This is a genomic window from Alkalihalobacillus alcalophilus ATCC 27647 = CGMCC 1.3604, from assembly GCF_000292245.2.
GTDB classification, from domain to species: domain Bacteria; phylum Bacillota; class Bacilli; order Bacillales; family Bacillaceae_D; genus Alkalihalobacillus; species Alkalihalobacillus alcalophilus.
This window is the reverse complement of the sequence record NZ_ALPT02000005.1, coordinates 1-20,803: the sequence shown is the minus strand read 5'-3', so window position 1 is coordinate 20,803 and position 20,803 is coordinate 1. Positions and strand designations below refer to the sequence as shown.

The window sequence follows — 20,803 nt, the reverse complement described above, 5'->3', positions numbered from 1 at the left end:
TTCCTTTACGTTTTATAGAACGTAATTTTCTGAACGAATGAATGGTTTGAAGGAGGGACTACATGATTAATGGGAGATCAGAGCAAATTCATATCGTTCAACCAGATGTTTTTTCTTGGACTGTTCGGCGCGTGCCAAACTGGATGGGTGGAACTGAGTTCATGTTTGAAATTAATGGAGTAGATGGGTGCGTCAGTTTTGGTGATACCATTTATGAAGCAAAAAAGGGATTAACGGACTCTTTGAATTTGTGGATTAAAAAGAACGGGGAGCATTTATTACCAGAAGCACAAACTGGTGGTCAGCTTATTGTTTTGGAACAAGATATGAGTGATGAAGAGTTTACTTATATCAATTTAGAATTACAAACGTTACACGAAAAAAGAGGCTAACCTCAAATGAAAGCAGATGGTCGGTTATACAATCGACCATCTGCTTTTTTCGTTTGATTCTTTTATGAAAAGACGACGGTTTTATTACCATAAACAATGACTTGGTCGTTGATATGCCATTGAACTGCTCTTGCTAAAGTGATTCGTTCGACATTCCGCCCAGCGACTCGAAGTTGTTCCGTTGAATAGCGATGGTTGGCTCTTAATACATCTTGTTCAATAATCGGTCCTTCATCTAAATCATTTGTTACATAATGAGCTGTTGCTCCAATTAGCTTTACACCACGTTCAAATGCTTTTGCATAAGGATTGGCTCCAATAAAAGCAGGTAAAAAAGAGTGATGAATGTTAATGATTTGGTGTGGAAAAGCTTGGACAAATGTAGGGGATAAAATTTGCATATATCTTGCTAAGACAGAAAAATCGATATTTGCTTCTTTAATTAAATTAATTGCTTTTTGTTCGGATTGTTGTTTTGTATCCTTAGTTACCGGAATATAATGATAGGGAATCCCATATGCTTCAACGGCTTGTTGGTTGTTCGTATGGTTGCTAATAACAAGAGGAATGTCGACATTCAATTCTCCTGCTTTCCATTTCCATAACAGTTCCATTAAACAATGATCCTCTTTTGATACAAAGATGGCCATCTTTTTCTTTTGATTTGCTAATGACATTTTCCAATCTAAATAAAAGTTTTCCGCAATCTCTATAAATTCCTCTTTTAATTTTTCAAAAGAGCTCTTTTTAGGGGGTAAATCAAATTCGATCCGCATAAAAAACATCCCACCAATGGGGTCTGTTGAATATTGATCTGATTGGACAATATTGGCACCATGATTGTATAGAAAAGTTGAGATAGCTGAAACGATACCAGCTCGGTCTTTACATGAAACGAGAAGACGAACTCGTTTCGTGGTTGTTTCTTTTAGCATTACACTTCCTCCGATCATAAAGATAAAGTGTGGATAAATTAACCCCACACTTTGACCTTCTTATTTTAAGGGAATATCTTTCTTTTGCCTAGCATTAGTTTTGAAGAATGTAATAATTCTTTGCTTTCCGTTAATTAAAACAAGTAGGTTTATTCATGGAAAATCAGAGAACGTTTTGGTTTAAAAGTAAGTTCATAGGTAATGCTGATAGTATTGAAGATTGACAGAAAGATTAGAATGCTCTCGAAAGGGGTCGAATGGATGGACCAAGCTAAACCACTTATCAGTCAAACGATTTTAAAAAATGTACAACTAATAGACTTCTTTACTATAGAGGCTGAATTTAAAAAAATATTGAAATGGAAGATATAAATTCTCTTCACATAAAAAGTGATACACATCAACAGCTTTCATTTTTTATAGAAAGCATTGGTGCAAATCGTTTAATCCTAAAGTTAGAAGAGCCATATATATTAGGTCAAATAAGTTATCTGCAATTAAATGAAGATAAAGCCGTTATTGGAATTTCCCCGACGCTTGTTCGAACCGAGTTATTCGATCAACTATATTATTATCCAGGCGATGATTTAGGTGTTCATTATCATAAAGAAAAAACGTCGGTTGCTGTTTGGGCTCCTACTGCTAATGAAGTGAAGTTACTGTTAACGAATGATTGGAACGGGGATAAAAATCAGATTATTCCACTAATACGAACAGAAAAAGGAGTATGGAGGACGACACTAGAGGGAGATTTTGAATTATTCTTTTATCAACTTGAAGTGTTGATAAATGGGGAGTGGAGAAAAGCAAATGATCCATATGCAAAAATGCTTACGGTCAACGGACAAAAGGCGATGATTGGTGATTTGAGAAAAACTGATCCAAATGATTGGCCAGTCTATAGTCTTCCGGTTACAAATCAAGATGCGATTATTTATGAACTTCATATTCGTGACTTTACGATTGGAAGAAATAATGGAATCGTGGCTAAGGGGAAGTATGAAGGCTTAACGGAAAAAAATACGGTTACGATCCAAGGGATTCGCTCAGGGTTAGATTATTTGAAACAGCTTGGCATCACTCATGTAGAATTTTTGCCCGTAAATGATTTTGGCAGTGTTGATGAAGCCAATTGGCAAAAGCAGTACAATTGGGGTTATGATCCCGTTCACTATTTTGCCCCAGAAGGTAGTTATGCTACCGATCCTTACCACGGATATACAAGATTGAGTGAGTTAAAAGAAATGATCGCAACTCTTCATCAAAACAATTTGAAAGTAATCTTAGACGTGGTTTTCAATCATGTGTATATTCAAGAGCAATCTGATTTTGAGCAGCTTGTTCCGGGTTATTATTTTCGCATTAGTCCTAATGGGCAACTTAGCAATGGGACGGGTGTAGGGAATGATTTAGCGACAGAAAGAAAAATGGTTCGAAAATTTATCGTTGATTGTGTCACTTACTGGCTTGAAGAATATGATGTCGATGGTTTTCGTTTTGATTTAATGGGGATTATTGATATTGAAACAATGAAACAAGTCGCTTGCCAAGTGAGAAAAAGAAAACCAAACGCTCTTTTATTAGGGGAAGGGTGGGATTTAGCGACCGCTTATCCTGTTGAAAAGAGGGCAACTTTATCACAAGCGAAACAAATTCCTGACCTTGCTTTTTTTGAAGATAATTTTCGTGATGTGATTAAAGGAAGTACTTTTGCGATAACTGCACAAGGATTTATCCATGGAGCACAGATTGATATGCAGCTATTAATGTCTGGGGTTTTAGGTAACCCAGAACTATTTCACTCCCCGCAACAGGCGATTCATTATGTTGAGGCCCATGATAACCATACTTTATGGGATAAACTTGAACGAAGTACGAAGGAAGATAACTCGATAAGAATGAAGCGGCACCGTTTAGCAAGTGCACTTGTCTTATTATCACAAGGTATTCCATTTTTACATGCAGGACAGGAATTTTTCCGCACAAAATACGGGGATGAGAATTCGTACAATGCCGATGATTTTATCAATCAATTTGATTGGGAACGCTGTTATGAGTACCGAGGCAATGTTGAATTTGTAAAAGGGTTAATCGCGGTTCGTAAAGCCCATGGTGCTTTTAGATTGCCAACGTACAAACAGATTTTTGAACATATTAAATGGCTAAAAACAAGTGAAGGTTGTTTAGCCTTTATGTTAAAAGAAGTAGAACAATACGGGGAATGGAAGGACATTATCGTGATTTTTAATGCAAGTATGCACAAAAAACAGTTCTCTTTTGACTATGGAAATTGGCAGGTTGTCGTTGACGAGCAAGCCGCATCTCTGATACCATTGTATACATTCAACGGAGAGAGCTTAGAAGTGAACCCTCTTTCTACAGTTGTTTGTGTAAAACTATAAATTATTTGGGCAGAGCAGAGTACATAGCTGTAGCTCTGCTCAGTTGTGTTTGAATAAAGAAAAAATAAATTTTTTTAAGGTAGTTTAAGCAAAAATAAGCTATACTTATAAAGTGTGTTTGAGATTGGGAAGAAAGTTAATGAAATTGAGGGTGAATTGGTTGGAAATGTTCTTAGGAGAAGGCTGGAAGGTGAAGCCAGCTGGTGGTATAACTGGAGAAGCATATATAGCCCAGCAAGGTGACCAGAAAGTTTTTTTGAAACGCAATTCATCACCTTTTTTAGCAGTACTTTCTGCTGAAGGCATTGTTCCGAAATTACTTTGGACAAAGCGTTTAGAAAATGGCGATGTTGTGACAGCTCAACGCTGGGTGCATGGTAGGGAATTAAAGTCTTATGAAATGAAGAAAGAAATGGTTGCTAATTTGTTAGGGAAAATTCATGGTTCAAGTGAATTATTAGATATGTTTAAGCGGATTGGCAATGAACCATTAACACCTGATGTTATTTATGAGAACTTAAGATTGCAATTGCAACTTTTTGATATAGTCGATGAGCCGATTAAACAAGGGATGAACTATTTAGAAGAGAAATTGCCAGACATTGATTACGAGCATTATGTCGTTTGTCATTCAGACATTAATCATAATAATTGGATGCTAACAGAAGAAGACCAACTGTATTTAATCGATTGGGATGGAGCGATTGTAGCGGATCCTGCTCTTGATCTTGGTTTGCTATTGCATACATATATTAGCAAGGAAGATTGGAATGATTGGATCGCACAATACGGCCTCGATTTAGGGGATTCATTACAAGAAAGAATGCAATGGTATGTGATTTCTCAATCAATTGCATCGATTATTTGGCATCTTGAAAGAGCTGAATATGAACAAGCAGAAGAGATGAAACGATATTTAATCACTTTTTTGAAATAAAACAAACAAAGAGCTCTCCTTTTCATAAGGAAGAGCTTTTTTGTTGAAATAAAGGAGTAGCATCGTTGAAAGAAAATATTTCCGGGGAAATCGTGTCGAGAACTGTAGTTTTATTGGTTTATTTGGTTTTGAAATGTATTTAACCAATTTTCTACATCGGCATGTGGCCAAGGATGGTCAAATGAATAACCTTGTATTTCATTAATTGTCTGCAACGTTTCTTCTTTTAGCGTACTTTCATTTTTAAGCGTTATTAATAATTCAAGCAATTGCTGTTTTTCGTGGCTGGTCATGTACTGCTCACTAACTTCATTTTGGAGGAGATCCATTAGTAATCCAAGCTTATGTTCAGTTGTTAACGGCATATGATTATCTCCTTTTGTTCTAGTTTCTTTTATAGGAATAGGATAAGCTTTTGTTGAAAAATATATACAACGATTCTCATTTGAAAGGTTACTTATAAAGAACTCAACTTTCGCATTGAGAAAACCCGTTCAACGAGTTGGCAGAGCGAAAAGGAAGCTCTTAAACAAATGCCCTTGACATGTTTGAAAAGCGAGAACGTACTATCACACAAAACGGATAAACTGTGCATTAAGAAAAAATAGACAATGTACAATGCTCTTCGGCTGTCGCTCCCAAACAGACACTCCGCGTCCTTGCCGAGAACCTCATGAGCCTCCTCAGCGTTTCACGCTTGCGGGGTCTCATTGGACGGTTTATTCCTGCGGGAGTCTCCGTGTCTGTTTGTCCGCTAGATAATGGAATCGAATCTAGGTTCAGTTTTCTCATTGAATAAAAAACAGTCATGACTTCAAAGTACAGTAGCTTGAGAGTGATTTTTCTCCTTCCATGACTCATTCCGTTCCAGTTGTAAACAAATCCGTGTTGATGCTCTGTACATTAGCTAGATGATCGAGCTTGTTTATCCTGTCTTTTTATGACTACAGACTTAGGAAAAAATAGGTGGCAACGACCTATTTAGTTCCATAACCAACAAAGTGAAGAAGAAGGTCCTTCTACGTTAGAAATAGCTGATTGAGAATGGCCATATCATCAAGCAACTCAACGACACTTAGCGGACAAAACCATACGGAGACTCCCGCGGGAATAAACCGTGGAGCGAGACCCCGCAAGGCTTGCCGAGGAGGCTCGCCAGGTTCCCGCAGGACGCGGAGTATGGTTTTGGGAGCGACAGCCGAAGCTCTTTATTTTACTGCACAGTTTCCTTCAACAGTCTACTAAGAGATGTGTTCAGGCTGTCAACGATTGAACCGTTCATGTAAAGTCAATTTGAGTATGGCATCGCCCTAAAGTCAATCTCTATCAACGGATAAGGGTCAATTATACGCTGCGAAAGTTGAGTAAAGAAGATATACATTTTAACAAGAAAGAGCTATAATACAGTTTTGAGTGAATATAAAGAGGTGATGAATTTTGCGTTTGCGTCATAAACCATGGGCAAAGGAAGAAATGGAGAACCATCCTCATATCGTGATGGCTGCACCAGAGAAATCAAAAGGGAAATGGAATTCTGTATTTGGCAACGATAACCCCATTTATGTTGAAGTAGGAACAGGAAAAGGCCAATTTTTAACGGGTATGGGACAGGCCCACCCTCATATAAATTTTATTGGTATAGAAAAGTATGACAGTGTGCTTATAACTGCGATGGAAAGAGTAAAAGAAGCAGAATTACCAAATGTAAAATTTCTAAATGAAGATGTTGAGGAGCTTTTAGCTTTTTTTGCTGAAGGGGAAATTGCTCGTTTATTTATTAACTTCACCGACCCTTGGCCAAAAAATCGACATGAGAAACGTCGTTTAACGTATAAAACGTTTTTAAATAAATATGAAAAGATCTTAAATAAAGGTGGCGAAATCCACTTTAAAACAGATAACCAAGGCTTATTTGAATATTCCTTACATAGTTTCTCTAAGTATGGAATGATTTTAAATAATGTTAGTTTAGATTTGCACAAGAGTGGAATCGAAGGCAATATTATGACAGAATATGAGCAAAAGTTTCACGAAAAGAATATGCGAATTTATCGCTGTGAAGCTGAATATCGTGAGAAATAATAAAAAGGATTTCTAAGGCATGTTGTCTTTAGAAATCCTTTTGTCATTTTGAAGTTTTAACAGCTATTCGTTTTTGGACATCTCAATGATAGTACCTGTTTTAGTATCAACGACAAAATCATATTGTACAATACCCGATTCAGTTTGGGTTGAAAGTCCCCCAATATACACCTCATAGGTCATTTCATTGCGGTGTAATGTTTCAGGTACCATATGTATCCAAGAGCCAGATATTTGGTGATGGGCACCTGCTTGCTTTTTGACATTTTTTAAGGCTCTTTCTGGAGAGATATTAGCTTGATTTAGTGATTCACGAATGAAATACCCTGCTACTAATCCGACGCCTAATCCAGCGAGAAATTTTTTTGTACTCATTTAGCTGACCTTCCTTTCGTTTAAAGGCATAAAAAGCGAAATTCTGCGGTTCATTTAAAATGGAGCTTTTTTATTTACTCAACTTTCGCATCGAGAAAAAGATAATAGGCCCTCCGGCTGTCGCTCCCAAACAGACACTCCGCGTCCTTGCCGAGAACCTCATGAGCCTCCTCAGCACGCTTGCGGGGTCTCATTGGACGGTTTATTCCTGCGGGAGTCTCCGTGTCTGTTTGTCCGCTAGATAATGGAATCGAATCTAGGTTCGGTTTTCTCATTGAATAAAAAAATAGGTGCCAACTGCCTGTTTTTTTCATAACCAACAAAGTGAAGAAGAAGGTCCTTCTGCGTTAGAAATAGCTGATTTGGAAAAAGCCATATCATCAAGCCTCTCCACGACACTTAGCGGACAAAACCATACGGAGACTCCCGCGGGAATAAACCGTGGAGCGAGACCCCGCAAGGCTTGCCGAGGAGGCTCGCCAGGTTCCCGCAGGACGCGGAGTATGGTTTTGGGAGCGACAGCCGAAGCTCTTTATTTTACTGCACAGATTCCTTCAACAGCCTACGAAGAGATGTGTTCAGGCTGTCAACGATTGAACCGTTCATGTAAAGTCAATTTGAGTATGGTATCGCCCTAAAGTCAATCTCTATCAACGGTTAAGGGTCAATCATAAGCTGCGAAAGTTGAGTTATTGAAATATATCCTTTTTATAAGTATACCGAAAAAAAAGAAAGGTAACAATTGCTTACAATAGCAATTGTGGTCAAAATTTCTTTTTTCAGATAGAATATGTAGGGAGATGATTGTATTAACGGTCATAAATTTGTTTGAAATTTGGAAGGGAGTAATGGACAGATGAATCAAGAAACGATGTCTTTATTTAAAACGCTAACAGAGCTTCAGGGAGCACCTGGTTTTGAGCATGGTGTACGTCGATTTGTAAAAGAAGAATTATCAAAATACACAGATGAAATAGTCCAGGACAAGCTTGGGAGTATATTTGGAGTCAAAAGAGGCGATGAATCAGGTCCAACGGTAATGGTCGCTGGTCATATGGATGAAGTAGGGTTTATGGTTACTTCAATTAATGAAAAGGGTTTAATCCAATTTCAAACATTAGGTGGTTGGTGGAGCCAAGTCCTTCTTGCCCAACGTGTTCAAATTATGACTGATGAAGGTCCTGTTATTGGTGTTATCGGTTCGATCCCTCCTCATCTATTGGATGAAGCGAAACGTTCAAAACCAATGGAATTAAAAAATATGTACATAGATATTGGGGCAGATGATAAAGCAGATGCTTTAAAAATTGGTGTCAAACCAGGACAGCAGATTGTTCCTATTTGTCCATTTACACCAATGGCTAATGAAAAGAAAATTTTAGCAAAAGCATGGGATAATCGCTATGGTGTAGGTTTATCGATTGAATTATTAAAAGAATTAAAAAATGAGTCATTACCTAACATTTTATATTCTGGTGCAACGGTACAAGAAGAGGTTGGTTTAAGAGGGGCACAAACAGCGGCTAATATGATCAAACCTGATTTGTTTTATGCACTTGATGCAAGCCCTGCCAATGACGCAACAGGAGGCAAGGATGCGTTTGGCCATTTAGGTAAAGGAGCCTTATTAAGAATCTTTGACCGTACGATGGTGACACATCATGGGATGAGAGAGTTTATTCTTGATACGGCAGAATCTAATGATATTCCATACCAATACTTTATTTCAGCCGGTGGAACAGATGCTGGGCGAGTCCATACGAGTGGAAATGGTGTTCCTTCTGCTGTAATTGGAATTTGTTCAAGGTATATCCATACAGCAGCTTCGATTATTCATATTGACGATTATGCAGCGGCAAAAGAGTTATTAATTAAGTTAGTTAAATCAAGTGACCGAACGATGTTAAATTCGATCTTATCAAAATAAACGGTTTTATTTAGTTTAGAAGTTGGGGTGTCATATTTTGAAAATAGCCGTAGGAACAAAAAATCCCGCTAAAGTCCATGCTGTTCAAGAAGTTTTTTTGAAAATGAAAGCGACTATTGAAAGTGTGGATGTCCCTTCTGGTGTGTCCTCACAACCGTTTAGTGACGAAGAAACGGTAGAGGGGGCTGTTAACCGAGCAAAAGCTGCTTTGGAAGTGTCGAATGCTGACCTTGCCTTTGGACTGGAAGGGGGCGTAACCGAGACCCCTGGAGGATTAATGCTTTGTAATTGGGGAGCCTTAGTCACACCACATGAACAAGTATGGCTTGCTAGTGGAGCCAAAATTGTTTTACCTTTTGAGGTCGCCAGTGAGCTTCGTAAAGGAAAAGAATTAGGAGAAGTAATGGCCCTTTTAACAGATGATCACGACATTCGAAAAAAAGAAGGCGCTATTGGAGTTTTTACGGCTGGGCGTGTGACAAGAAAAGCAATGTTTCTACATATTGTTGAATTATTATATGGACAATATGAGCACCAGCTTAAGCTTTGGAAGCATTGAGGGAATCTATTTATAAAGTAGTGAAGAGCTGTCTAATTAAGATAAACTTAATGGGGCAGCTCTTCTTTGTCTGGTTGTCGGTCTTGGAGGACGGTGTTTTGACTAAGATTCAAAGATGTATGATAAAGCTTTTAATGCTTGTTCAGGTGTTTCAACGGTCACTTGTGCTTTATTTGATAATTCTTTTAAAGGGTGGTGCAGCTTTTCGGGGCGAATAAGAATTAATGGTTTGCCTAAAGCAATAGCAGTAGAGGCATCCATTGCTGTGTTCCATTGTTTATAATTTTCTCCAAAGAGTGCAATGACAACATCGGCTTTATTAAGCCAAATTTGAGTACGTAAATTGTTGATCGCTGATGCTGCTTCATCTTTTAAAATAGCGTTAGGTTGCTTGCCGATAATCTCTTCGCCAATATTATCCGAACGATCATGATCTTCCATCGGTCCTTTAAATACGAGTGGTAATTCATATTGTTTAGCCATTTCTTTCAGAGCTTCTCTCCAAGGTGAATGTATTTCCCCAGCTAAATAGACGAGTAATTCCATAATTAAATATCCCTCCATTTAATAGTTTGTTCACAGATTAAGTATAAAGGTTTTTCCCTTACGGTGCGAATGAGATAGGCTGAAAAAGAGACACTAATAACATTCGGACTTGTTATTTTTCTAGACAAACGATAAGATCAGTTCGTTTCATGTTTTGTATTTATCTATTTTTGAGGTGAGTTTTTTGCATTTTATTAAGGAAGTGTGCTTTTATCTTCTTTTAATTAGTCTTTTAGGAGCTTGTTCGGTTCCGATTGAGGAATCATTAGAAGAGGCTGAACAAGTCTTCTATGATTCGTTAGAACAAGAGAGTATGGAACCAAATGTGGAGTTAGAGCAATTAGCTATTTATGTCCCTGAGTTATTTGATGTCATCCGGGAGCGAGATCATAACATCGTGATTGGGAATGGAGATGACTTAATCGTCTTTTTTTATTTGCCTTTAACAGAGACAGATGACCGCAGATTGTTAGAACAGGAAATTAGGTACGACGCTCATACACTCTTGCTTGTAGAAGAAAGAGCCGATAACGCTTATTTCTTAAGTGTTAAGGAACAAGAAGGAAATAAACGCGAAGTAGAATTAACCGTTGGTAGAGGCAATGCCAAATTAACGAAGCTAACCAATGCCAATGATCTAGTTGAAGATACGGAACAGTTGCTGCAAATGATCCATTCTTATGAAATTTTTGAGTAAGGTTGGATGTATATTCAATCTAGCTACGCCTGTATTTTTTCTCACTTCTGAGCAAACAGGCCTTGCTTTATAACAAGGGGGATAGCAATGAAAAGTTTTTTAGCTAAAAAAGAGATAAAGCTGAGTTGGAATAATTATTTAATTAATGCAATGAGTCATATGGCTCTTGGTCTGTTTGCGTCGCTTATTATTGGACTCATCATTAAAACGATGGCAGAGCAATTGCAAAATTTGTTTGGTGAATATACACTCTTTTTATTTTTAGAAGAGCTAGGTGTTTTGACCATGGGTTTAATGGGGCCAGCAATTGGTGTGGCTGTTGCTTTCAGCTTGAAGGCACCAAAGCTTGTGTTATTTGCCGCTGTTGTGAGTGGAGCAGCGGGGGCGACATTAGGAGGACCTGCTGGTAGTTTTATTGCCGCTGTTATTTCAACTGAACTTGGTAAATTAGTTTCTGGAGAGACGAAGCTAGATATTATTGTAACACCATTTGTAACGGTTTTGAGTGGATTTGTCACAGCTAGTTTTGTTGGCCCTTGGATACAAACAGGTCTTCAATCAATCGGTTCTTTGATTATTTGGGCAACCGAACAACAACCTTTATTAATGGGGGTATTAGTGGCCACCATTATGGGCCTTGCTTTAACAGCTCCCATCTCTAGTGCAGCTCTAGCGATTATGCTTGAATTAGAAGGGTTGGCAGCCGGGGCAGCGACGGTTGGTTGTGCGGCTCAAATGGTTGGCTTTGCTGTGAGTAGTTATCGTGAAAATCGCTGGTCAGGTCTCATTTCATTGGGAATAGGTACGTCCATGTTGCAAATGCCTAATATTATTAAAAATCCATATATTTTGATCCCGCCGACGGCTGCAGGGATCATTCTTGCTCCTATAAGTACACTTTTGGTTGGTTTAATTAATAACCCTGCGGGGGCAGGGATGGGAACGAGTGGATTTGTCGGTCCAATCATGATTTTTACAGAGATGGGCTTTACTTTGGAAACGTTAATCATAATCATTCTATTATTGATAGTTGCACCTGCTATCATAAGTTTGATACTATCAGAATGGTTACGAAAAATTGGAAAAATTCAATATGGTGATATGAAAATTAATCAATCTTAGGAGGTAAATATTAAATGGAAAAATTACAAAGTGTCGAGCAATTTCAAGAAATAATCAAATCAGAAGCAGCTGTCTTTTTATTTTCGGCAGATTGGTGCCCCGATTGTCGTGTCATTGAACCAATTTTACCGAGAATCGAGGCCGATTTTCCAATGTTTACATATTATTATGTAGATCGCGATCAATTTATTGATTTATGTGGAGAATTAGAAGTGTTTGGAATTCCGAGCTTTCTTGTCTATGCAGGTGGGAAAGAAGTCGATCGCTTTGTTAGTAAAGACAGAAAAACCCAAGAAGAAATCGAAGCGTTTTTATCACGTGCTGAAGCGAAGAGTGTTTAAGGTAGCCTAATTATCAAAAAGTCCGTTTGGGTCATTATTGACATAAACGGACTTTTTTCATGGGGATTTGATTTACAAACAGAACATGAAATTGGTGAGAAGGTTTAAATCATGTTAAACTAAAGCGGAAATCCAGCTACGTGAAGCTAGAGAAACAAATTCAAATATTCACTATTAAGTTGAGTAGAATTGCTTCTGCCCAAACGGACTTCGCTTTATATTCAATCTAGCTACGCCTGTTAGAAGCTCGAGAAAAATCGGTTCGTCTTTATGAAGTCAAAAAGCGTCTTCAAAAGCCGCCCAGTATTTTTTCTCACTTCTGAACAACAGGCTTCGCTTTATATTCAATCCAGCTGCGTCCGTTAGAAGCTCGAGAAAAATCGGTTCGTCTTTATGAAGTCAAAAAGCGTCTTCAAAAGCCGCCCAGTATTTTTTCTCACTTCTGAACAACAGGCTTCGCTTTATATTCAATCCAGCTGCGTCCGTTAGAAGCTCGAGAAAAATCGGTTCGTCTTTATGAAGACAAAGAGCGTCTTCAAAAGCCGTCCCTTATTTTTTCTCGCTTCTGCCCAAACGGACTTCGCTTTATATTCAATCCAGCTGAGTCCGTTAGAAGCTCGAGAAAAATCGGTTCGTCTTTATGAAGACAAAAAGCGTCTTCAAAAGCCGTCCCTAATTTTTTCTCGCTTCTGCCCAAACGGACTTCGCTTTATATTCAAGGAGGTATTTATATGGAAATGAGAGAGTTTCGTAAACAAATTGAAGAAAAACTCGTTCATGATGATTGGACGATTCAATATGATCATAAAGAATCTACTTTAAGAGTGGAGGATAAGCAGCTTAAAAAAGGTGTGACATTAGCGTTGAAGCCTTTGCTAGCTAAATGGGAAAGAGGAGAATTTGACTCGATTGATGAAGTGGTTCGTTATGTAGAAATCGGTCTTCACTCGATGAAACAGCAGGTCCAACTAAGAGGGAATGAAAAGAAAATATTACCTGTCATTCGTTCAACTTCTTTTCCGACCGAAACAAAAGAAGGAATAAAGTTAATCTATCATGAACATACGGCCGAAACGAGAATTTATTATGCCCTTGATTTAGGCGAGTCGTACACGTTAATTAATGAAGAGGCTATAAACGAAGCCGCTTTATCACCTGAGAAAATAAAAGAAATGGCTCTATTTAACATCCGTTCCTTAGAGCAGCCAATAAATGAAGACCAGGTGGCTGGAAATACCTTCTACTTTTTACGTGCAAAAGATGGGTATGATGCGAGCCGTATCTTAGACCAGTCATTATTAGATAAAATGGAGCAAAAAGTAAAAGGAAAGCTTGCCTTAGCTGTTCCCCATCAAGATGTTCTTATTTTTGCTGATATTTTAAATGACACGGGTTATGATGTCCTAGCACAAATTGCCCTACAGTTTTTTAAAGATGGCCGAATTCCTATTACTGCATTACCGTTTCTTTACGAAAATGGGGAACTTGAACCTACATTTATTTTAGCTCAAAAAAACCTAAAGACCCATCATCAACGAAGAAGTAAATATGGTACAATAATGTCGTAGGAAACAAATGGTTTTAACAAGAGCACTTCGAGAAGAGGGAGTTATAATAAATGAATGCATTTTACAATTTAAATGGAGTAGGAGATACTCTTCTGCTTTTTAATCATGATTTACAATTAGATGACAGAGCCTTTTCGAAGCATGGAGATGTTGTTCGAATTTATCATAAACAAACGAAAGAAGTTTCAGGTTATAATATTTTTAATGCAAGCAACTATGGAACAATTAATGGAAATGGTCTATTAGAATGGAATAGTCAGTTAGAAGCGTTGATGGAGAAAGCTTTTAAAGAAAATCAGATTGATTCAAAAGACCTTACAATTGAAGAAAAGGCCCCATTTGTGATTGGATATGTGGAGTCTAAAGACAAGCATGAAAATGCAGACAAGCTTAGTGTCTGTCAAGTAAACATTGGTACAGAAACATTACAAATCGTTTGTGGGGCACCAAATGTTGAAGCAGGTCAAAAAGTAGTCGTCGCTTGCGTTGGTGCTGTGATGCCGAGTGGCTTAAAAATAAAAAAAGCAAAATTACGAGGAGTAGAATCAACTGGAATGATCTGCTCAGCCAAAGAACTTAATTTACCAAATGCACCAGAAGAAAAAGGAATTCTTGTATTAGATGAGTCAGCCGTAGTCGGATCTCCTTTTGAACAATAATGGATTGCTAAGTGTGATTAACCACTAGAGTACTAGTGGTTTTTTCTACTCAATTCGGACTGAGTGTTAGAAAAGAAAGTGAGTGAGTGTAATGCCGACATTTCAAACTTGGTTGGAGCGTTTTCGTGAGTACTTTTTTGGAATACAAGGTGAGAGAGGGAATGAAGCTCATCCAGTAGAAAAGGAGAATCGTGCTCAGGAAACCCGATTAAATCGAACTAGACCTACATATAAAAACGAGCAAAGTCAGCCAAACCAAGAATTTATACAACCGAAAATGACCTATCAATATGCTAAACCTGGGAAGTTCCGTTTCCCTGTAATTGAAGACGCTAATGTGAATAAGGTAAAAGCTCCCCTACAGCAAAAAACGAGCAATGTTTCAAAACAGAAAGAGCATGATGCAGTCATAAAGCAACAGTCGAAGCCAAAACGAAGACCAGCCTCTAAAGTAGAGCGAGTGAAAGAAACACGTGAAAAAGAAACAGAACAAATGGATGATAGGAAACAAAGGGAGAAGTTTAACAATCCTCATTTTAAACCAACAGTTGTTCCTTCACCTGTTTATGGATTTAATCCATATCCAACAAGAAAGGAGCAAGTGAAAGAATCGTTCGTTAAAAAAGAAGAAGTAGTGGAGCCGGTTGAGGCTTTTACGTTAAATGATCATTTAACAATTGAAGATGAACCTGATTTCTCTACCGATTTAGAAACAGAGGGACCGTCTTGGACTAAGGAATCTTTAACTAAAAAAGAAGGCTTAGAAGAGGTTATGACAGAGGAAAATGAAGAACCATACTCTGAATATGATTTATTAGATAAGGAAATAGCGGCAACAGCAGATCTAATTGAAAAAGTGGAAGAACCAAAGATCAAGGAAGAAGAGCAAGTAATAGGCTCTAATAATGAAAAGGACGAGCTTACTGTTGAGGAAGCGCATTTTCAGTCAGAAAATGCGCAAGAGTCCTCCTTTTTTGAAAGGGAAGAAGTCCACCGTGAAACAAGATCAGAGCAAAATGTGACAGTTGAACGAGAAAAGCAGGAGTCATCTCCTAATGGAGAAGAATCGCTAATAGTAGAAAACGTTCAAGTAGAAGAAAGCAAGGATTTAACTGTTCCTACAAGGGCAAAGAAAGAACCAACAGAGCCTATCAAATCAAGGAAGCCGCAATCGGAACGCAAAAAAGATTCAACAAAATCCCAGATACCTTTTAATGTGATGATGTTACCGTACGATAATCGCAAATTAAACCAACAAGCGAAGTCATCAGGAGCAGAAACAGTAGCTAGCCAAAAAGTAGAAGCAAAAAAAGAAGGATACGAAAAGCCGAGTATTCAACTGCTTAAATATCCTACAGTTGAAACGGAAGATGATTCAGATTGGTTAAAAGAACAAGCTGATATTTTAGAAGAAACGTTAAATAGTTTTAATGTTGATGCAAAAGTGGTTCATATGACAAAGGGGCCTTCTGTGACAAGGTTTGAAATCCAACCAGCAAGAGGAGTAAAAGTGACAAAGGTAACGAGCTTAACGGATGATATTAAACTCTCTCTTGCAGCAAAGGATATTCGAATGGAGGCACCAATTCCAGGAAAGAACACAATTGGAATTGAAGTTCCTAATCGGAAGTCAAAACCAGTTTTTTTAAGAGAGATTTTAAGGAGAAAAGAATTTATTCAACCAGATTCACCTTTAACTGTAGCATTGGGCTTAGATATATCAGGACAGCCAATTGTCACTGATTTAAAGAAAATGCCTCATGGAATGGTGGCCGGAGCAACAGGTTCAGGTAAGAGTGTGTGTATCAACTCTATTTTAGTGAGTTTACTTTATAAAGCAACTCCTGATGAAGTGAAATTGATGCTGATTGATCCCAAAATGGTTGAATTAGCTCCTTATAATGGTTTAGCTCATCTCGTAACACCTGTTATTACAGATGCCAAACAAGCAACGGTTGCTTTAAAATGGGTCGTTGCCGAGATGGAACGACGTTATGAATTATTTAGCCAACGAGGTGTCCGTGATATAGGGCGTTATAATGAGCGCTTCTCTGAATCAAAGGAAAAACCGGCTTTACCTTATATGTTGGTTGTTATTGATGAGTTAGCCGATTTAATGATGGTTTCGCCACAGGAAGTGGAGGATGCTATTTGTCGTATTGCACAAAAAGCAAGAGCATGTGGGATTCATTTATTACTGGCAACGCAGCGACCTTCTGTTGATGTCATTACAGGTTTAATCAAAGCGAATATTCCAACACGTGTCGCTTTCTCCGTTTCTTCTCAAACGGACTCTAGAACGATTTTAGATATGTCTGGTGCGGAACGACTGTTAGGAAAAGGAGACATGCTGTTTCATGAAAATGGCACACCGAAGCCTATTCGTGTCCAAGGAACCTTTGTATCTGATGAAGAAATTGAAGATGTGATTCATTATGTTAAAAAACAACGTGAGCCACATTATTTAATTGAAAATGCTCAATTAGAAAAGATAGACCACCATTTAGAGCAAGAAGATGAATTATTTGAAGAAGCTTGTTATTTTGTGGTTGAGCATGGCTCAGCCTCCGCTTCTAGTATTCAACGTCGTTATCGAGTTGGTTATAATCGAGCGGCTCGGTTAATTGACATGATGGAAGCTAAGGGAGTTGTATCGGAAGCACAAGGAAGTAAACCAAGGCATGTTTTAATGGACGCCATTCAATTAGAGGAAATGATCGCAGGGGTTGAATAAGAGGAATAGGTTATTGGAAATGATTAGAAGAGACGAGTATTATCGGGGCTTCTATTCATTTCATTAGGATAAAAGACGGTTGAGCTGTTCCAAGGTCATTTTTATGATCTTCTGGGACAGTTTGCTCTCTCTATTTTGAAAGATTACCATTTGTTATATGGGCGACATCAGAATGTAACTTGTTAAACGTGCCTAGCTTTTATATGATGGTTGGTGGAAAGATTTTCTGCTGATGATATGAAATTGTTTAAAATAGGGAATAGTAGGTATTAATTAATGAGCTAAGCTTGTCAAAATGGCAAAGCTCAAGCGAGACGGCTCCATTGACGCACAAATGTCATGAATCTCGTATATAATGAGTTATTATGAAGCTTTGAAAGCCTAGATAGTTAATCAATGATTCCTAACTACCCTACTTTTAATAAATAAACGAAAAATATTAGTCTAATGAAGCCAATGAACTTCATCAAGGTAGCCCGATTTAAAAAGAGACTTGTGCTCAAAGTCGAATTTGTTATAATTAACCGATGGCTTACATAGGGCTACCAATTAGCAAGTTTTTGATTGGACAATAGTTAAATGATACGATTTTGGAGGTCCAACTATGAATACTTATCATTTTATTGGAATAAAAGGGTCTGGAATGAGTGCACTTGCACAAATTTTACATGACATGAATGAACATGTTCAAGGTTCAGACGTAGAGAAAAACTTCTTTACCCAAGTACCACTTGAAAAAAAGGAATCCCATTACTTCCATTTAATCCTGAAAATATCCAAAACGGGCAAACGTTAATAGCCTCAGCCGCATATGGTGAGGATCATCCCGAAATAAAAAAAGCACTAGAGCTTGGAATCAATGTTCATCCTTACCCGCAGTTTTTAGGTGATTTTATTTCTAAATTCACAAGTATTGCTGTTACAGGATCACATGGAAAAACATCGACGACAGGCTTATTATCTCACGTATTAGGAGCAAGCTTACCGACCTCTTATTTAATTGGAGATGGAACGGGAAAAGGAACAGAGGATTCTACTTATTTTGCTTTTGAAGCATGTGAATATCGTCGTCATTTCCTTAATTACAACCCTGATTATTGCCTCATGACGAATATTGACTTTGATCATCCTGATTATTTCAAAAATGTCGATGATGTCTTTTCTGCCTTTCAAGAAATGGCGATGCAAGTGAACAAAGCCATTGTCGCGTGTGGAGATGACGAATATTTACAAGGCATTCATGCCAATGTTCCGGTTGTTTTTTATGGCTTTAATCCAGATAATGATTTTCAAGCAAGAAATTTAGAAAGAACAGAAGAAGGGATTCGTTTTGATGTTTACGTGAGAAATAATTTATATGGAACATTTACAGTCCCTGGTTTTGGTGACCATAATGTCTTAAATGCTTTAGCTGTTATTGCTCTTTGTCATTATGAAAACATTCCAGCTGAAACGGTAGAGAAACATTTAAAGACGTTTTCTGGTGTGAAAAGGCGCTTTACTGAAAAAGTGATTGGGAACCAAATTCTGATCGATGATTATGCACATCACCCGACAGAAATTGCAGCGACGATTAATGCAACAAAAATAAATACCCTACTAAAAAGGTTGTTGCGATTTTCCAACCTCATACATTTACAAGGACAAAAACCTTTTTAAATGAGTTTGCTGAATCTTTATCTAAAGCAGATGAAGTTTATTTATGTGATATTTTCGGCTCTGCAAGGGAAAATGCAGGAAAATTATCAATTCAAGATCTGCAAGATAAAATTCCAGGAGCGAAGTTAATAAAAGATAATGAGATGGATGAGCTTCGAACGTTTTCAGATAGCGTGTTATTATTTATGGGAGCTGGAGATATTCAAAAATATCAGCAAGCATATGAAAGCTTGATTAACTAACAAAAATAATGGAGCCGATTTCTGAAAAGAGATCGGCTTTTTACATTTATCAATGATTCAAAAATTAAGTTATGTTAGGATGGTAAGTATACTCATTTTTATAATTAAGAAAATTATATGATTCTTTGTAAAATCGGCTATTTGAAGGAAGGATTCTCTTTTTTTAAGTAGAATAATTAATAAATAGCCTAAACAAAGATAAAAATGGGAAGTTTAATTTCTGTGAATAAGGGAATGACATTAATTAGAAGGGGGTGGAAACTTGATCGCATTAGTATACATAAGTGCCCTAATCATAGCAGTCGCATTTGCTATTTTGGTCATTTATCTAATAAAAACATTAAAGTCTGCTAATAAAACATTAGAGCACGTTGCTACCACAATGGCAAGTGTGGAAAAGCAAATGAATGGGATTACTAAAGAAACGGAACAACTGCTAAATCGAACCAATAGATTAGCAGATGATATCCAACAAAAATCAGAATCCCTTGATCCAGTCTTTGCTTCAGTCAAAGACTTAGGTAGTTCTTTCCAACAGGTTAATCAATCGATCCAGCATGTCTCAAATACCATTGTCACTAAAACAAATCAACAATCAGAACAAATTGCACAAGTGGTTCAATGGGGGCAAGTTGCCATCGATTTTTATGAAAAATTAAAAGCAAGAAAAAAAGAGAAAGATAACATTTAAGGAGGAAATAATCATGGCAGAAATGAATACAAAAGACTTTTTAATCGGATCTTTAATTGGAGGAATTGTAGGTGCTTCAGCCGCCTTACTACTAGCTCCTAAATCAGGTAAAGAATTACGTCACGATATTTCAGAGCAGGCCCATGCGGCTAAGGAAAAAACAAATGAATTTGCTACTAATGCCTACGAAAAAGGAAATGACTGGGCAAAGTATGCAAAAGAGAAATCAAGTGAAATTGCCTCAACGGTATCTGAACAGTCTTCCCAAGTAGTAGATAAAGTAAGAGATGTTGCTTCAAGCGTACGGAAAGAAGCTGAAGCAGTCAAAGATGACGTTTCTGATTTAGCAAGTGATTTAGCCAATGAAATTGAGTCGGCAGAAGGCGAAATTTCTGAAAAGGTTAAAAAAGAAGTAGCAGACATTCAATCCAAAATTGAAGAAGTTGAAAAAAGTAAATAAATAATGAGAAAAGTCCTTCTCAAAAGGGAGCATTTGACCTTTTGAGGGGGCTTTTTTGTGTGATGAGGAAAGTATGATAGGGCTTATAAGTTCGGATTGGGAATGAAAGTTGCGTGATGCGGAAATTGGGGTGTGAAAATTTGGGATAGGTAATGAAAATATTGTGGTGTGGAGATAAGAGTGCGAAAAACTCGGGATAGGTAATGAAAATGGAGAGGTGAGCGGATTAGAGTGCGAAAAACTTGGGATAAGTAATGAAAATGGAGAGGTGAGCGAATTAGGGTACGAAAAACTTGGGATAGGTAATGAAAAAGCCGAGCAGGTCAAATTAGAGTGCGAAAAACTTGAGATAAGTAATGAAAAAGCCGAGCAGGTAAAATTAGGGTACGAAAACTTGGGATAAGTAATAGAAAAAGCCGAGCAGGTCAAATTAGAGTGCGAAAAACTTGAGATAGGTAATGAAAAAGCCGAGCAG

At 37.7% G+C, this 20,803-nt stretch carries 19 protein-coding genes and 1 pseudogene; 16 read left to right on the top strand and 4 right to left on the bottom strand.

What is annotated here, in order from left to right:
* Positions 1 to 62 precede the first annotated feature (62 nt).
* Positions 63 to 392, top strand: coding sequence for a hypothetical protein (locus BALCAV_RS02170; RefSeq protein ID WP_003321161.1), 330 nt, complete (start codon positions 63 to 65; stop codon positions 390 to 392).
* Between the two features lie 62 nt (positions 393 to 454).
* Here BALCAV_RS02170 and purU read toward each other — a convergent pair whose 3' ends face one another.
* Positions 455 to 1,327, bottom strand: coding sequence for a formyltetrahydrofolate deformylase (purU, locus tag BALCAV_RS02165; protein ID WP_040323409.1), 873 nt, complete (start codon positions 1,325 to 1,327; stop codon positions 455 to 457).
* Between the two features lie 359 nt (positions 1,328 to 1,686).
* On the opposite strand from purU, the gene pulA reads away from it, so the two are divergent.
* Positions 1,687 to 3,729: a type I pullulanase gene (gene pulA, locus BALCAV_RS02160; RefSeq protein WP_052044325.1), complete on the top strand. Its 2,043-nt coding sequence runs from the start codon at positions 1,687 to 1,689 to the stop codon at positions 3,727 to 3,729.
* Positions 3,730 to 3,874: 145 nt separating this feature from the next.
* Positions 3,875 to 4,666 carry a phosphotransferase family protein gene (locus tag BALCAV_RS02155; RefSeq protein WP_003321157.1) on the top strand — a complete coding sequence of 264 codons (792 nt, stop codon included), beginning with the start codon at positions 3,875 to 3,877 and terminating at the stop codon, positions 4,664 to 4,666.
* A 110-nt stretch (positions 4,667 to 4,776) separates the two neighbouring features.
* Here the strand turns inward: BALCAV_RS02155 and BALCAV_RS02150 are convergent, their stop codons facing one another.
* Positions 4,777 to 5,031: a YtzH-like family protein gene (locus BALCAV_RS02150; protein ID WP_003321156.1), complete on the bottom strand. Its 255-nt coding sequence runs from the start codon at positions 5,029 to 5,031 to the stop codon at positions 4,777 to 4,779.
* 1,072 nt (positions 5,032 to 6,103) lie between these two features.
* Here BALCAV_RS02150 and trmB point away from each other — a divergent pair.
* Positions 6,104 to 6,748: a tRNA (guanosine(46)-N7)-methyltransferase TrmB gene (gene trmB, locus BALCAV_RS02145; RefSeq protein ID WP_040323396.1), complete on the top strand. Its 645-nt coding sequence runs from the start codon at positions 6,104 to 6,106 to the stop codon at positions 6,746 to 6,748.
* A gap of 63 nt (positions 6,749 to 6,811) precedes the next feature.
* Here trmB and BALCAV_RS02140 read toward each other — a convergent pair whose 3' ends face one another.
* Positions 6,812 to 7,123, bottom strand: a complete 312-nt coding sequence (locus tag BALCAV_RS02140) for a PepSY domain-containing protein (protein WP_004429306.1) — start codon at positions 7,121 to 7,123, stop codon at positions 6,812 to 6,814.
* An 856-nt stretch (positions 7,124 to 7,979) separates the two neighbouring features.
* On the opposite strand from BALCAV_RS02140, the gene BALCAV_RS02135 reads away from it, so the two are divergent.
* Positions 7,980 to 9,050: a M42 family metallopeptidase gene (locus tag BALCAV_RS02135; protein ID WP_003324021.1), complete on the top strand. Its 1,071-nt coding sequence runs from the start codon at positions 7,980 to 7,982 to the stop codon at positions 9,048 to 9,050.
* A 37-nt stretch (positions 9,051 to 9,087) separates the two neighbouring features.
* A complete protein-coding gene (locus BALCAV_RS02130; RefSeq protein ID WP_003324022.1) occupies positions 9,088 to 9,609 on the top strand; it encodes a DUF84 family protein in 522 nt (173 codons plus the stop codon).
* 102 nt (positions 9,610 to 9,711) lie between these two features.
* On the opposite strand, the gene BALCAV_RS02125 is transcribed toward BALCAV_RS02130, so the two are convergent.
* The gene (locus tag BALCAV_RS02125; RefSeq protein ID WP_003324023.1) at positions 9,712 to 10,155 is read right to left on the bottom strand and encodes a YtoQ family protein; all 444 of its coding nucleotides are present in this window, start codon (positions 10,153 to 10,155) and stop codon (positions 9,712 to 9,714) included.
* A 184-nt stretch (positions 10,156 to 10,339) separates the two neighbouring features.
* Between BALCAV_RS02125 and BALCAV_RS02120 the strand changes: the two genes are divergently transcribed.
* The 10 genes and pseudogenes from BALCAV_RS02120 (at position 10,340) to BALCAV_RS02075 (ending at position 20,731) form a co-directional block, all read left to right on the top strand.
* Positions 10,340 to 10,852, top strand: a complete 513-nt coding sequence (locus tag BALCAV_RS02120; protein WP_003324024.1) for a hypothetical protein — start codon at positions 10,340 to 10,342, stop codon at positions 10,850 to 10,852.
* 87 nt (positions 10,853 to 10,939) lie between these two features.
* Entirely contained in the window at positions 10,940 to 11,974 is a 1,035-nt protein-coding gene (locus BALCAV_RS02115; protein ID WP_003324026.1) for a PTS transporter subunit IIC, read from the top strand.
* A gap of 14 nt (positions 11,975 to 11,988) precedes the next feature.
* A complete protein-coding gene (locus tag BALCAV_RS02110; RefSeq protein WP_003324028.1) occupies positions 11,989 to 12,315 on the top strand; it encodes a thioredoxin family protein in 327 nt (108 codons plus the stop codon).
* Positions 12,316 to 13,046: 731 nt separating this feature from the next.
* Positions 13,047 to 13,883 carry a DUF1444 domain-containing protein gene (locus BALCAV_RS02105; RefSeq protein WP_040323395.1) on the top strand — a complete coding sequence of 279 codons (837 nt, stop codon included), beginning with the start codon at positions 13,047 to 13,049 and terminating at the stop codon, positions 13,881 to 13,883.
* A 50-nt stretch (positions 13,884 to 13,933) separates the two neighbouring features.
* Positions 13,934 to 14,542 (top strand): YtpR family tRNA-binding protein, encoded by a 609-nt coding sequence (gene ytpR, locus BALCAV_RS02100; protein ID WP_003320996.1) that lies wholly within the window; start codon positions 13,934 to 13,936, stop codon positions 14,540 to 14,542.
* Positions 14,543 to 14,633: 91 nt separating this feature from the next.
* Positions 14,634 to 17,276 (top strand): DNA translocase FtsK, encoded by a 2,643-nt coding sequence (locus tag BALCAV_RS02095; protein WP_003320995.1) that lies wholly within the window; start codon positions 14,634 to 14,636, stop codon positions 17,274 to 17,276.
* Positions 17,277 to 17,880: 604 nt separating this feature from the next.
* A pseudogene (murC, locus tag BALCAV_RS02090) lies at positions 17,881 to 19,177 on the top strand (UDP-N-acetylmuramate--L-alanine ligase).
* A 262-nt stretch (positions 19,178 to 19,439) separates the two neighbouring features.
* Complete coding sequence (locus BALCAV_RS02085) at positions 19,440 to 19,868, top strand: DUF948 domain-containing protein (RefSeq protein ID WP_003320992.1); 429 nt, start codon at positions 19,440 to 19,442, stop codon at positions 19,866 to 19,868.
* 13 nt (positions 19,869 to 19,881) lie between these two features.
* Positions 19,882 to 20,328: a YtxH domain-containing protein gene (locus tag BALCAV_RS02080; protein WP_003320991.1), complete on the top strand. Its 447-nt coding sequence runs from the start codon at positions 19,882 to 19,884 to the stop codon at positions 20,326 to 20,328.
* 217 nt (positions 20,329 to 20,545) lie between these two features.
* Positions 20,546 to 20,731, top strand: a complete 186-nt coding sequence (locus BALCAV_RS02075; RefSeq protein WP_040323394.1) for a hypothetical protein — start codon at positions 20,546 to 20,548, stop codon at positions 20,729 to 20,731.
* The last annotated feature ends 72 nt before the right edge of the window (positions 20,732 to 20,803 follow it).